At 70.0% G+C, this 13173-nt stretch carries 12 protein-coding genes; 7 read left to right on the top strand and 5 right to left on the bottom strand.

Features of this window, described 5'->3' with window-relative positions:
* Nucleotides 1–19: 19 nt before the first annotated feature.
* From QTI51_RS13540 to QTI51_RS13530, 3 genes are all read left to right on the top strand, one after another.
* Entirely contained in the window at nucleotides 20–883 is an 864-nt protein-coding gene (locus QTI51_RS13540; protein ID WP_286514207.1) for an isocitrate lyase/PEP mutase family protein, read from the top strand.
* Nucleotides 884–1041: 158 nt separating this feature from the next.
* Nucleotides 1042–1596, top strand: a complete 555-nt coding sequence (locus QTI51_RS13535) for an RNA polymerase sigma factor (RefSeq protein WP_116909958.1) — start codon at nucleotides 1042–1044, stop codon at nucleotides 1594–1596.
* The gene (locus QTI51_RS13530) at nucleotides 1593–2807 is read left to right on the top strand and encodes a FecR family protein (protein ID WP_286514203.1); all 1215 of its coding nucleotides are present in this window, start codon (nucleotides 1593–1595) and stop codon (nucleotides 2805–2807) included. Before QTI51_RS13535 ends, QTI51_RS13530 begins: the two co-directional genes overlap by 4 nt.
* Nucleotides 2808–2850: 43 nt before the next feature.
* Here QTI51_RS13530 and QTI51_RS13525 read toward each other — a convergent pair whose 3' ends face one another.
* On the bottom strand, nucleotides 2851–3423 hold the full coding sequence (locus QTI51_RS13525) for a GDSL-type esterase/lipase family protein (RefSeq protein ID WP_286514200.1): 573 nt from the start codon (nucleotides 3421–3423) through the stop codon (nucleotides 2851–2853).
* 269 nt (nucleotides 3424–3692) lie between these two features.
* Nucleotides 3693–4109, bottom strand: a complete 417-nt coding sequence (gene arr / locus QTI51_RS13520; protein WP_116909960.1) for an NAD(+)--rifampin ADP-ribosyltransferase — start codon at nucleotides 4107–4109, stop codon at nucleotides 3693–3695.
* A 205-nt stretch (nucleotides 4110–4314) separates the two neighbouring features.
* Between arr and QTI51_RS13515 the strand changes: the two genes are divergently transcribed.
* Nucleotides 4315–6777, top strand: coding sequence for a TonB-dependent siderophore receptor (locus QTI51_RS13515; RefSeq protein WP_286514195.1), 2463 nt, complete (start codon nucleotides 4315–4317; stop codon nucleotides 6775–6777).
* A gap of 47 nt (nucleotides 6778–6824) precedes the next feature.
* Nucleotides 6825–7898 carry a serine hydrolase domain-containing protein gene (locus QTI51_RS13510; RefSeq protein ID WP_286514192.1) on the top strand — a complete coding sequence of 358 codons (1074 nt, stop codon included), beginning with the start codon at nucleotides 6825–6827 and terminating at the stop codon, nucleotides 7896–7898.
* A gap of 46 nt (nucleotides 7899–7944) precedes the next feature.
* Here the strand turns inward: QTI51_RS13510 and QTI51_RS13505 are convergent, their stop codons facing one another.
* Together QTI51_RS13505 and QTI51_RS13500 are read right to left on the bottom strand one after the other, a co-directional pair.
* Nucleotides 7945–8694 (bottom strand): substrate-binding domain-containing protein, encoded by a 750-nt coding sequence (locus tag QTI51_RS13505; protein ID WP_165840345.1) that lies wholly within the window; start codon nucleotides 8692–8694, stop codon nucleotides 7945–7947.
* Nucleotides 8695–8783: 89 nt separating this feature from the next.
* On the bottom strand, nucleotides 8784–9989 hold the full coding sequence (locus tag QTI51_RS13500) for a hypothetical protein (protein ID WP_286514189.1): 1206 nt from the start codon (nucleotides 9987–9989) through the stop codon (nucleotides 8784–8786).
* 254 nt (nucleotides 9990–10243) lie between these two features.
* Between QTI51_RS13500 and QTI51_RS13495 the strand changes: the two genes are divergently transcribed.
* On the top strand, nucleotides 10244–10636 hold the full coding sequence (locus QTI51_RS13495; protein WP_286547615.1) for a hypothetical protein: 393 nt from the start codon (nucleotides 10244–10246) through the stop codon (nucleotides 10634–10636).
* A 32-nt stretch (nucleotides 10637–10668) separates the two neighbouring features.
* Nucleotides 10669–11658 (top strand): phosphate acetyltransferase, encoded by a 990-nt coding sequence (locus tag QTI51_RS13490; protein ID WP_286514185.1) that lies wholly within the window; start codon nucleotides 10669–10671, stop codon nucleotides 11656–11658.
* Nucleotides 11659–11689: 31 nt separating this feature from the next.
* On the opposite strand, the gene QTI51_RS13485 is transcribed toward QTI51_RS13490, so the two are convergent.
* Complete coding sequence (locus QTI51_RS13485) at nucleotides 11690–13168, bottom strand: NAD-dependent succinate-semialdehyde dehydrogenase (protein WP_286514183.1); 1479 nt, start codon at nucleotides 13166–13168, stop codon at nucleotides 11690–11692.
* Between the last annotated feature and the right edge of the window lie 5 nt (nucleotides 13169–13173).

Below are 13173 nucleotides of genomic sequence, written 5' to 3'. Positions count from 1 at the left end.
TTTCATTCAGGAAACCGCCATGTCCACTCGCAAGACACTCCGCGCCCTGGCCGAGGCGCGCCGCGGCGTGCTGGTGCCCGGCGCCTTCAACGCCCTGTCGGCGCGCGTCGTCGAAGACCTGGGCTTCGACGCCATCTACGTCACCGGCGCGGGCGTCACCAACATGTGGTTCGGCCTGCCCGACCAGGGCTTCATGGGCCTGCACGAAATTGCCGACCACACCGCGCGCATCCGCGACGCCGTGGCCCTGCCGCTGATCGTGGACGCCGACACCGGCTTCGGCAATGCGCTGAACGTGCGCCACACGGTGCGCGTGCTGGAGCGTGCGGGCGCCGACTGCATCCAGTTCGAAGACCAGGTCGCGCCCAAGCGCTGCGGCCACTTCTCGGGCAAGGACGTGATCTCCACCGAAGAAGCCGTCGACAAGATCAAGGCCGCCGTGGACGCGCGCACCGACGCCGACCTGCTCGTCATGGCGCGCACCGACGCGGCCGCCACGCTGGGCTTCGAGGCCGCGATCGAACGCGCACAGAAGTTCAGCGAGGCCGGCGCCGACATCCTGTTCGTGGAGGCCGTGACCACCGCCGAGCAGATTCGCGCGCTGCCACGGCGCCTGGCCAAGCCCCAGCTCATGAACATGGTGATCGGCGGCAAGACGCCCATCTTCGGCGCCGAGGAACTGGCCGGCCTGGGCTACGGCATCGTGCTGTATGCCAACGCGGCGCTGCAGGGCGCTGTCGCGGGCATGCAGAAGGCGCTGACGGTGCTGCGCGAAACCAAGCGCATCGACGAAGACCCGGCGCTGGTCGTGCCCTTTGCCGAGCGCCAGCGGCTGGTGCGCAAGCCCGAACTCGACGCGCTGGAAAAGCGCTACGCGAGCTGAAGGCAACCGAGGGGCCGATGCATGCCCAGGCTCTGACCCTGACCCTGGCCTTGCCATGCGCCCCTCGTAGATAATGCCTGCCGCTCCCGAGCGTCCAGGCCAGCCACCCATCCAAAGCCAACCTGCAGACGGGACCGTCCCATGGCTTTGGATTTCTTGTGGTTACCCGTTACTACCGTGAATTGCTGAATTTCTGCGCGCGCGCACTCCAGGACCGCGACGCGGCGGCCGACATCGTGCAGGAAAGCTATGCACGCGTGCTCGCCATGCAGCGCGCCGCCGTGCCCATTGCCGAGCCCCGCGCCCTGCTCTACCAGACGGCCCGCCACGTGATGGTCGACCGGCACCGGCGCAGCCTGCTGCGCGACCACCGCGACCTCGACGGCCTGCCCGAGGCCGAGCACCCCGCCGCCGCCGCGCAGCTGCAGCCCGATGCCATCGCCGCCTCCACGCAGGGCGTGAACGCGTACGTGGCCACCATCGAGGCGCTGCCGCCGCGCTGCCGCGAGGCCTTCGTGCTGCATGTGTTCGACGGGCTTTCGCACGCCGAGATCGCCGAGCGCATGGGCGCCTCGGTCAGCATGGTCGAAAAGCACATCGCCCGCGGCCGGCTGGCCTGCCGGGCGTGCGAGCGGCAGCTGCGGGGTGAATCGGGGGGTGAGGGTTTGACGGCCTCGTGCGACTCCAACTACAAGAAGCCAAAGAAGCCATGACAAAGCAGGCCGACGCCCCCCACGACACCACGCCTTCACGCACCGCAGACCGGAACGCTGCCCAGGACGACGCCGACGCACGCGAGTTCGAGGCCTACGCGCGCACGCAAGACGCCGCCGAACTGCAGGCCGCGCTGTGGGCCTCGCGCAGCCACGACGGGCTCGACGCCGCCGCGCAGGCCGAGTTCAGCGCCTGGCTGGCCGCCGACGCGTCGCACGGCCCGCTGTACGAAGCGCTCGGCCACAGCCTCGACGGCGTGCGCCAGCTGCCGGCCGAGCACGTCCATGCGTTGAAGCAGGGCCTGAAGGTGGACGCATTGCAAGCCACCGCCGCCGCGACCGCTGCCACAAGCGCCGCGCACGCCAAGCCGCGCCAGCGCCCCGCCTCCCCCGGCCGCCGCGCATGGCTGCTCGACCTCGGCCGCCTCGTGCCGCAGGCCGCCATGGCCGCGACGGCGGTGGGCGTGGTCGGCGGCGGCTGGCTCGGCTGGGACCGCTGGCGCAGCCAGCCCACCTTCGAGAAGCACTACGCCACCGCGCGCGGCCAGCGGCTGAACGTGGACCTGCCCGACGGCAGCACGCTGCAGCTGGACGCCGCCACCCAGGCCGAGGTGCGCCTGTACCGCGAGCACCGCGAGGTGCGGCTGGTCGGCGGGCAGGCGATGTTCATCGTCAGCAGCAACCCCGCGCAGCCCTTCCACGTGCTGGCTGGCGCCGCGCGCGTGGTGGTCGTCGGCACGCGCTTCTCGGTGCGCCACACGCCCTCGGGCATCGACGCGGGCAAGACCACCGTGGCGGTGGAGTCGGGCCGGGTGCGGGTGTCGGGCGCGGCCTTGCGCGGGGCGCCGGGCGCCGATGCCGGCATCGGTATCGGTGTCGGTGTCGAACTGGGCGCGGGCCAGGGCGTGACGGCGGACGAAGCCGGCCGGCTGGCGCCCGTCGTCGCCGTGGCACCGGGCGGCGTGGCCGCGTGGCGCCAGGGCCGCGTGAGCTTCGACGACACGCCGCTGGCGCAGGCGCTGGCCGAGTTCGAACGCTACGGCGACACCGGCCTGGTGGTGCGCGACCCGGCAGTGGGCGCGATGCGGCTGGGCGGCAGCTTCGACCTGCGGCAGGTCGGCACCTTCGCGCAGGCGCTGCCGCAGTTGCTGCCGGTGCGGCTGGAGCGGCGTGGGTCGGTGCTCGAGGTGGTCGGGGTCGCCGGCCAGTAGTGGCCGGCGAGGCCCGAGCTCTTATACGCAGTTCACGCGCAAGTCACACACATTCGGGCGCCACGGTGTCCAGCACCCTCACCAGGTGCTCGACGAGCCGAGCCGAATACGCTTGGTCCGGGTGCAGGATGTCCGCCATCTCCGCGGGGCGCACCGGCACGCTGCCCCAGTCGGCGAAGGGCACGGCCAGCTCCCTGGCCACCCGCCGCACCGCGGCGTCGCCCCGGTCGCGCACGTCGGCGCCGACCAGCGTGCGCGACAGGCCCGTGAGCACCACATGCCGGCCTTCCGCCCTGGCCTTGGCGACCATCGCGCGCAAAGAAGTTTCCAGCGGCAGCCCCTGCATGGCGTCGTTGAGCCCGTACTGGATGACGACGATGCGGCCCGATCGCTCTTCGCTCGCGAACGAAGCCGAGCGGGTGCCGGCCGTTTCGCCGTTCACCGAGCGATCGACCACCCGGTAGCGCGGGCGCAAACGCCGCAGCGCATCGGCGGGCGGCTCCTTCAACCGGCGGTCGCCGAGGTAGCCGCCGTGCAGGATGGAGTCGCCGTACAGCTCGACGCTGCAGACGCTTTGCGGGGTTGGCGCGGGAGCGAGCCGGGCCCGGCTTTCCACCGGTGCGGCGGGCGGTTGCGAACAGCCGGCGGCGAGAACCGCGAGCACAGAGAGCGTCGTGCCGACGACGGTAGTCAGCGTCTTGCGCGGGCCCGCTCGGCGAGCAAGGAAGCTACGGGGAAGGCGAACGGGGAAGCGGAAAGGAAGGCGGGCGAGATGAAGCACCCGCGCACCTTAGGGAGCAATCGAGGCGAAATTGTGGAGGCGGCCGGCCGTGCTTCATGCGCTCCGCACGCTCCATCCGCTCCATGCGCTCCATGCGCCGCGGCTCAGTCCTCGATCGCCTCCACCCCCATCAGCCTCAGCCGCTCCAGCCCGTCTTTCATCGCCTTGAGCTGCTCGGGCGAATGCCCCTTCCAGTCCAGCACCTCGCCGGTCACGCGCAGCGGGTCCTTGGAGCGGTACGACTTCGTCGGGTTGCCCGGAAATTTCTTGTCCGTGAGGTTCGGGTCGTCCGCGATGGGGCCGGTCGGCGCCACGGTGTAGATGCGCCCTGGCCCGTCGCCGCGCGCCAGCTCGGCGCCCCACGTGGCGGCCTCCAGCGTGGCACTCAGGTACACGTAGAGCGCCTGCTTGCCCTTGCCGTAGTTGGAGCCGTAGCCCGGCGCGATGAGGTCGCCCGGCTTCAGGTCGGCCTTGGTGCCGTGATAGAGCGGCTGCGAAGCAAGGTCGTCGGTGTCGGGCATCGGCTTTCCTTTCATGCGAGGGAGCGAACAGGGTGAACGGGTGGGTCAGCGTGAGCCGCCGGTCTCGGGCACCGGCAAGGCCTTCGAATAATTTTGCGCCACGGACGTGAGGGTTCCGCCGCGCCGTGCGACTCCATGTTCAGCGACGTTTTTTTCGTCCCCGTTTCCACGCCTTTCTTTCCCCTTGTTTCGGAGTTCTCCACCCATGCGGCAACCGCGTTTCGTTCTTGCACCCCTGGCCCTGGTCGCCGCTGCCACCGCCTTCGCCGCGAGCCTGTCGGCCACGGCCCACGCGCAGCAGCCGCAGGCCGCGGGCGTGTTCAACACTTCGCGCCCCCTCGCGATCACCGCGCAGCCGCTGGGCCCCGCGCTGAACGAGCTGGCACGCCAGGCCGGCCTGCAGCTCATGTTCCCGCCCGCGCTGGTCGCCGGCAAGACCGCGCCCGCCGTCTCGGGCAACCTCACGCCGCGCGACGCCGTGGGCCGGCTGCTCGCGGGCAGCGGCCTGGCCGCCGAGCTCAACGGCAACGCGGTGGTGGTCAAGCCGGTGCGGGCCGCGTCGGGCGCCGACGAAGCCACGCTGCCCGCGGTGACCGTCTCGGCCCAGGGCCCTGCCGACACCACCACCGAAGCCACCGGCTCGTACACCACGCACGCCACCGGCGCCGGCACGCGCATGGCGCTTTCGCTGCGCGAGACGCCGCAGTCGGTCAGCGTCATCGGCCGCCAGCAGATCGAAGACCAGAACCTGAGCACCCTGGTCGACGTGCTGCGCCAGACGCCCGGCATCGTGGCCGACCGGCTCGACGAGCGCGTGACCTTCTCGTCGCGCGGCTTCGCGCTGGGCACCCTGATCGACGGCGTGCCCACGCTCTCGTACAACACCGTGGCGGGCGAGTCGAGCATGGCGAGCACCAGCATCTACGACCGCGTGGAAGTGATTCGCGGCGCGGCCGGCCTGCTCAACGGCGCGGGCTCGCCGGGCGGCTCGGTCAACCTGGTGCGCAAGCGCCCGGGCACCGAGTTCTCGGGCCACGTCACCGCGGGCTTCGGCTCGTGGAACCGCTACACCAGCGAACTCGACATGGGCGGCAGCCTGAACGCCGCCGGCACGCTGCGCGGCCGCGTGGTGGCTTCGTACACCGCGGGCGACAGCTTCATCGACAACAAGAAGCAGGCCGAAGACGTGTTCTACGGCATCGCCGAACTCGACCTGTCGCCCCGCACCCTGCTGAGCGCCGGCTACGAGTACCAGAAGACCGCCATCGACGGCGCCAACTTCGGCCAGTCGCCGCTCTTCTACCGCAACGGCCTGGCCACCAGCCTGCCGCGCTCGTACAACTCCAGCACGCCCTGGAGCACATGGGACATGACCACGCAGCGCCTGTTCGTGAACCTCGACCACCGCTTCGACAACGGCTGGCGCCTGAAGGCCGACGCGGCCTACGCCAGGAACGACCGCGAGCGCTTCAGCGGCGACCTCTGGCTGTACCCGGCCGCGCTGAACCCGCTGGCCAACCTGGGCGTGGTGCAGGTGGCCAACAACCCGGCCGAGAGCAACAACAAGTCGCTCGACGTGTACGCCACCGGGCCCTTCGAGCTGTTCGGGCGCACGCACGAGGCCTCGGTGGGCTTGAACATCAACCGCTACACCTACGGCTATGGCAACTGGGGCGCGGTGCCCAACGCCTTCGACCGCCGCACGGTGAGCATCTTCAACCTGGGCGCCATCGCGCAGCCTTCGTTCGACTACCCGCTGAACCAGTTCAACGGCAAGACCGAAGAAAAGGGCCTGTACGGCGCCGTGCGCTTCAGGCCGGCGGACGCGCTCTCGGTGCTGGTGGGCGGGCGCGTGAGCTGGTACGAGAACACCTCGTCGCAGCGCCTGTGGACCAACGGCACGCGCGGCGCGCTGGTGACCAACAAGCCCGTGAAGGAAGACGCCGTGTTCACGCCCTACGTGGGCGTGGTGTACGACCTGAGCAAGGAGTATTCGCTGTACGCGAGCTACACCGACATCTTCCAGCCCAACACCCTGCGCGACGCGAGCAACCAGGTGCTCGACCCCAAGCGCGGCACCAACACCGAGCTGGGCATCAAGGGCGAGCACTGGGACGGCAGGCTCAACACCAGCTTCTCGGTGTTCCGCACGCAGGAAGACAACCTGGCCGTGCTCGACAGCGGCGCGCCGCTGCTGGGCGACGGCACCGCGCCGTACCGCGCCGTGAAGGGTGCGCGCAGCAAGGGCTTCGAGGCCACCGTGTCGGGCGAGCTCGCACGCGGCTGGCAGGTGATGGGCGGCTACACCTACCACGCCAAGCGCGACAACAAGGAGGTGCTGCTGAACCCCACGTACCCGCGCCGCCTGTTCCGCGTGGCCACCAGCTACCGCTTTCCGGGCGACTGGAGCAAGCTCACCATCGGCGGCAGCGTGAGCTACCAGAGCGACATCTACTACGACGAGTCCTACGGCACCGGCCGCGCCACGCAGGGCGGCCTGACGCTTATCGGCCTGATGGCGCGCTACGATTTCAACAAGCAGCTGAGCGCCTCGCTGAACATCGAGAACCTGGGCGACAAGCGCTACTACACTGGGCTGGGCGGGTACAACGGCTACACCTACGGCGCGCCGCGCAATGCATGGGTGAAGGCGACGTACAAGTTCTGAGGGCTTGGCAGAATCGCGCGGTTCGACCACCTGACGAAGGAGACGCCGTGCAAAGCAGTTCGACTCCCGCGCGTTGGCACCTTGCCCGTGCCCGTGCCCGTGCCTACGCCCGATCCCTGGCTCGCTCCCTTGCCCGTTCCCTCGCGCTGGCACTGCCGCTCGTGGCGCTGGGCGCGGCCGCGCAGTGGCGGCCCTCCACGCCAGCGCAACAGGCGCTCGACGCCGCTGCCTTCCAGGGTGTGAACGAGACCATCGCCGAGCGCTTCACCGACGTGCAGAGCGTGGTCGTCGCCCAGGGCGGCCGCCTGGTCTACCAGTACTGGCGCGACGGCAATCCCGATGCGTTGCGCGACGTGCACTCGGTGATGAAGAGCGCGCTGTCGACCTTGGCCGGCATCGCCGTCGCGCAAGGCCGCATCGCCAGCCTCGACCAGCCGGTGGTCGCGCTCATGCCCGAGTGGGCAGCGTTGAACACCGACCCGCGCGCGCAGGCCATCACCGTGCGCCACCTGCTCACCATGAGCGCCGGCTTCGCGGTCGACGACCCCACCGGCACCCGCCCGGCGGGCCGCCCGCGCGATGCGTGGGCGCGGCCGCTGGCCCACGCGCCCGGGCAGGCCTTTGCCTACGACAACGCGCTGATTCCCGTGCTCGCGAGCGTGCTCGAGAAGGCGGTCGGCATGCCGGTGGCCGACTACACGCGCGAGCAACTGGTCGTGCCACTGGGCCTGCACGAGCCCAGGTATCAGCGAGGCGTGGGCATGCGCACCGAAGACATGGCTCGGCTGGGCCAGCTCTTTCTGCAGAACGGGGTGTGGGACGGCAGGCAGGTCGTTCCGGCGTCTTTTGTCGCGCAGGCCACCACGGCGCAGAACGCGGGCGGTCTGCCGGCGTCGCTGCCCTATGGCTACATGTGGTGGGTGGTGCCCTCCAAGGCGGCGCGGCCGACTTTCATGGCGGCCGGCTACGGTGGCCAGTTCATCTGGGTGCACCCGCCCATGGAACTGGTGATGGCCGTCACCTCGAACGTGTCCGCCGATCCGGCCCGCCACGGGCAGTCGCTGCAGTTGATTCGCGGGGCGCTGTTCGCGGCGGCGCAAAAGCGCGAGCAAGACAAGTAGCGCGTGTAGGACAAGTAGCGCCAGCAGGACGGGCTGCGCGTGCCGCTCAGGGCGCTTCCATGCCCTTTTGCGCCAGCACCGCGCGTGCCTCGGCGCTGCCCAGCAAGGCCAGGAAGGCCTGCGCGGCCGAAGGCTCGCGCGCCGCGGCGCCCACCGCTCCCGCGTACACCGTGTAGTTCTGCACTTCCGCCGGAATCGGCCCGACCAGCGTGGCGCCCGGCACCGCCAGGATTTCGCTGACCTGGTGCACCGCAAGGTCGGCCTCGCCGTCGACCACGCGCTGCGCCACCAGCCCGCCGGGCACCAGCACCGCCTTGGGCTGCACCTGCGCCGCAATGCCCATCTTCACGAACAGCTGCGACAGGTACACGCCGCTGGAGCCCCCCGCTGCGGGGTCGATGTAGGCCACCGCGCGCGCATCGAGCAGCGCCTGCCTGAAGCTCGCCACGCTCGAGATGTCGGGCGCCGGCGCGCCCTGCTTCACCGCCACGCCGATGGCCACGCGCGCCAGCCGCGCCGACGTGCCCGCGGCCACCTTGCCCGCCGCGGCCAGCTGCTCGATGGCCGCCGGCGTGAGCACCACGAGGTCGAAGGCCTCGCCACCGGCGATGCGCTTCTGCAGCGCGCCCGCGGTGTCGTTGTCGATGCTGAGCTTGTGGCCGGTGCGCTGCTCGAACACAGGGGCCAGCGCGACCACCACGGGCTTGAAGGCGCCGGCGGTGAGCACCTTCAGGTCGGCGGCCAGGGCGCTTGTGCACAGGGCCAGCAACGCGAGGGCAAGGGGAAGTTTCTTCATCGGTCGCCTTGGATTTGAAGAGGCAAAAAAATGGGAGAACCGGGCCGGGGCCGCAGTCTCTCCCATTTCGCCCCTTCTTGCCGGAGCCATCAGGGCACGATGTCCATCACCACCGGAAAGTCGAACATGGAAACCGGCTGGCCATCCGGCGCGTAGCGAAACCGCAGCGTCGCGGTATAGCGGCCGGGCACCAGGCACTGGCCGTTGTAGCAACCCTGCACCTGCGTCTTCCAGGTGTAGCTTTTCGTCGCGAACCGGGGCAGCCCCGCCTCGTCGTACGAATAGAAGAACAGCCAGCCGCTGGGGAACATGCTCGTGTCCGCACCCGGTGGGGCGGACAGCGTCGTGCTCACGTAGCTCATCTTGTCGCTGGTGTTGCCGGGGAAGAACACGGCGGCATCCATGCCCGTCAGGTACGGATACCCCTGCTTGACGACGAAGCGGGCCTCCGGCCTGGAGGGCGCGTAAGGCGCGGCCGACGCCGTGGTCTGCAGCGACACGTCGAGCATCCTGCTCAGCTGCTGGGCGTCCTGCGTGCTGGCCCTCACCGAGAAGCTGCCCTTGTATGTCGTGCCGCTGGGCGCAAGGCCTTCCAACGAAACGACGATGTTCGGCGAGCCGTCGCCGGCCTTCTCGACCTTGAAGCCGCCGGTGTCGCCGATCACCGGTGCAACCGACCACGAGGCCGCGTCCGCCGGCAAGCCGACCGGCACGGTCACCGGGGCCGGGTACGTGCCGAAGGGGGTCACGAAATCGACGCTCTTCTGGCCCAGCGTCAGCCCGGTCTTGACGGTGACGGTGTAAGGCACCTGCGGGTTCTCGACCCGAATTTCCGACTGGCAGGCGGCGTCGAGGCAGGCCTTGACCGTGATGTTGTCCTTGTAGACCTTGGCGCCGTCCGGTGCGACCTTGCCGGTCAACAGCAGCGAAGCCGACAGCCCGGTCGCGTTGATGCTGACGGAGGGCTTCTCTTCGAACAACGGGTCCGGCACCACGACCAGCAGCACGAGCACCTTGCCGTTGAGCAAGCTCACGTCGCCGGACAGCGTGCCCGAGACCAGCACGCTGGGAATCTGCTGGCCCTCGTAGACCGTGCTGCTGACGCTGGCAGGCTGGTTGAGCCGAATGGAAAGCCCGTTGACGTAATTGACCTGCGGCGCCGCGGGCGCGGCAACCAGCGGGAACGCAGCACCGCCGCCTCCGCCGCCCCCTCCTCCCCCACCGCCACAACCCGCAACCACCAGAGACACCAGAGACACCAGGCCCGCCAGGGCCGCACGAACGACACGCTTCATCTTCTCCTCCAGAAATGATCTTTTTTCTGATGCCCCGAGCCTGGTCTTGACGCCTGGCACTGGGGCACTCCACGTTTTGGCGCGGATTCTAGAGCCTGGTTAACAGTCTGTTTCAACTCGACTCGTTCGTCGAAGCGGAGCGCTGACGGCCGCCACGGGGCTTTCGCCGCGGGCCCGCCGCACGGCATCGACTAAGCTTTGCCGCCATGCAGTTCAAGCGAAAGACCCGATGGCTGTGCGCAGCCGTCCTGACGATGGCGTGCCTCCACAACGCCCTGGCCGCCGACGAGGAGTTGGTGCGCGAGATGGCCGAGGCCTCCCAGCACATGCTCAACGACCTGGCCAGCCAGGTGACCGACCTGAAGGCGATGGCCGACCGCAAGGCCTTCGACACGCTCACCAAGACGCTGGAAAAGCAGGTGAGCCAATGGCCCACCGAAACCGACGCCACCGAAAAGTACCGGCCCTGCAAGCAAGCGCTGGAACGCGCGCTCGACGTGGCGCGGCTCACGCACGCCAAGGCCACCGCCACCAAGGCGGCCACGCCCGCGGACGAGAAGGCCTGGCTGCAAGAGCACGCCAAGCTCACCGACCGCCGCGCGGTGTGCGAGCGCGTGCTGCGGCACCCGCTGGTTCGCGCGTCCTGACGCCCTTCACCCCTCACCCTTCGGAGCCCGCCATGGCGTCTTCATCTGCTGCCGCACAACCCAATGCCCAAGGTCAGGCTCACCCCCAAGCTCACCCCCATTACGACCGCCTCATCGCCACGGCCCGCGCGCTGCCGCCGCTGCGCGTGGCCGTCGTGCACCCGGTGAACGACGTGTCGCTGGAGGCAGTGCTGTCGTCCGTGCGGCTGGGCCTGATCGCGCCGGTGCTCATCGGCCCGCGCGAGCGCATCGAGGCGGCGGCGGCGTCCATCGGCGCGGACCTGTCGGCCTTCGACATCGTCGATGCGCCGCACAGCCATGCCGCGGCCGACGCGGCCGTGGCCATGGCCCTGCGCGGCGAGGTCGATGCTCTGATGAAGGGCAGCCTGCACACCGACGAGCTCATGGGCGCGGTGGTGCGCCGCGAAGGCGGGCTGCGCACCTCGCGCCGCATCAGCCATTGCTTCGTGATGGACGTGCCGGGCCACTCGCAGCCGCTGATCATTTCCGACGCGGCGATCAACATCGCGCCCACGCTCGAGGAGAAGGTCGACATCGTGCAAAACGCGATCGACCTCGCGCACGCACTGCAGATGCCCAGCGTGCGCGTGGCGTTGCTGTCGGCCACCGAGACGGTGAACGCCAAGGTGCCGTCCACGCTCGATGCCGCCGTGCTGTGCAAGATGGCCGACCGCGGCCAGATCACCGGGGCGCAGCTCGACGGCCCGCTGGCCATGGACAACGCCATCGACCCCGAGGCCGCGCGCATCAAGGGCATCGTGTCGCCGGTGGCGGGGCGTGCCAACGTGCTGATCGTGCCCGACCTGGACGCGGGCAACATGCTCGCGAAGAGCCTGACCTTCCTGGGCGGCGCCTATGCGGCGGGCATCGTGCTGGGCACCAAGGTGCCGGTGATCCTCACGAGCCGCGCCGATTCCGAACCGGCACGGCTCGCCTCGTGCGCCGTGGCCTCGATGCTCGCGAAGGCGGGGCGCGAGCGGCTCATCAAGGCCGTGGGCTGAAGCCGAAGCGCTTTCGGCCCCGGTTCTTTCCTCAGTCCTGCAGGCAGAGGTACTTCAGCTCCAGGTAGTCCTCGATGCCGTGGCGCGAGCCTTCGCGCCCGAGCCCCGACTGCTTCACGCCGCCGAAGGGCGCGACCTCGTTGGAAATCAGGCCGGTGTTGATGCCGACCATGCCCGTTTCAAGCTGCTCGCCCACGCGCCAGATGCGACGGCGGTCTTCGGTGAACACATAGGCCGCCAGGCCGAACACCGTGTCGTTGGCCATGGCGATGGCTTCTTCTTCCGTGTCGAAGCGAAACAGCGGCGCCAGCGGGCCGAAGGTTTCCTCGCGCGCCACGCGCATCTGCTGCGTGACGCCGGTGAGCACGGTCGGTTCGAAGAAGGTGCCGCCCATCGCATGCGGCTTGCCGCCGGTGCGCAGCTGCGCGCCCTGCGTGAGCGCATCGTCGATGTGCTCGCGCACCTTGGCGACCGCGCGCGAATCGATGAGCGGGCCTTGCACCACGCCGGCTTCCAGCCCGTTGCCCACGCGCATCGCTTCCACCGCCTGCACCAGCCGCTGCGACAGCGCCTCGTAGATGCCCGACTGCACGTAGATGCGGTTCGCGCACACGCAGGTCTGCCCCGCGTTGCGGAACTTGGAAGCGACGATGCCTTCCACCGCGCGCTCCAGGTCCGCGTCGTCGAACACGATGAGCGGCGCGTTGCCGCCGAGCTCCAGCGACAGCTTCTTGATGGTGGGCGCGCACTGCTGCATCAGCAGGCGGCCCACGCCGGTGGAGCCGGTGAAGCTGAGCTTGCGCACGGTGTCGCTCTCGCACAGCGCGGCGCCGATGGCCGGTGCGTCGCCGGTCACGATCTGCAGCACGCCCGGCGGCAGGCCGGCCTCCAGCCCCAGCACGCCCAGCGCAAAGGCGCTCAGCGGCGTGAGCTCGGCCGGCTTCACGACGATGGTGCAGCCCGCGGCCAGCGCGGGGCCGACCTTGCGCGTGATCATCGCGGCCGGAAAATTCCACGGCGTGATGGCCGCGCACACGCCGATGGGCTGCTTGAGCACCACGATGCGCTGGCCGCCGCGCTGCGGCTGCAGCACCTCGCCATCGACGCGCTTGGCCTCTTCGGCGAACCATTCGATGAAAGAGGCGGCGTAGGCGATTTCGCCGCGCGCTTCGGCCAGCGGCTTGCCCTGCTCCAGCGTCATGAGGCGGCCCAGGTCGTCCTGGTGCGCGAGCATCAGGTCGGCCCAGCGGCGCAGCACCTGGGCGCGCTCGCGGGCGGTGCGGGCGCGCCAGGCAGGCAGCGCGGCGGCGGCGCCGGCAATGGCGCGCTCGGTTTCGGCGCGGCCCATGCGGGGCACGTCGGCAATGTGCCGGCCGGTGGCGGGGTCGGTCACGGCGAGCGTGGCGCCGTTGTCGGCGCCGGCCCATTCGCCGTCGATGAGGCAGGCGGGCCGCAGCAGGTCGGGGCGCTTCAGGCCCAGGGGGTTGGTGTTTGTGTCGGTGTTGGTCATGCGCG

Origin of the sequence: Variovorax sp. J22G73 (assembly GCF_030317035.1) — a bacterium.
Taxonomy (GTDB): Bacteria; Pseudomonadota; Gammaproteobacteria; order Burkholderiales; family Burkholderiaceae_C; genus Variovorax.
Note: the sequence above shows the minus strand (reverse complement) of the source record. Positions and strands in the feature narration are given on the sequence as shown.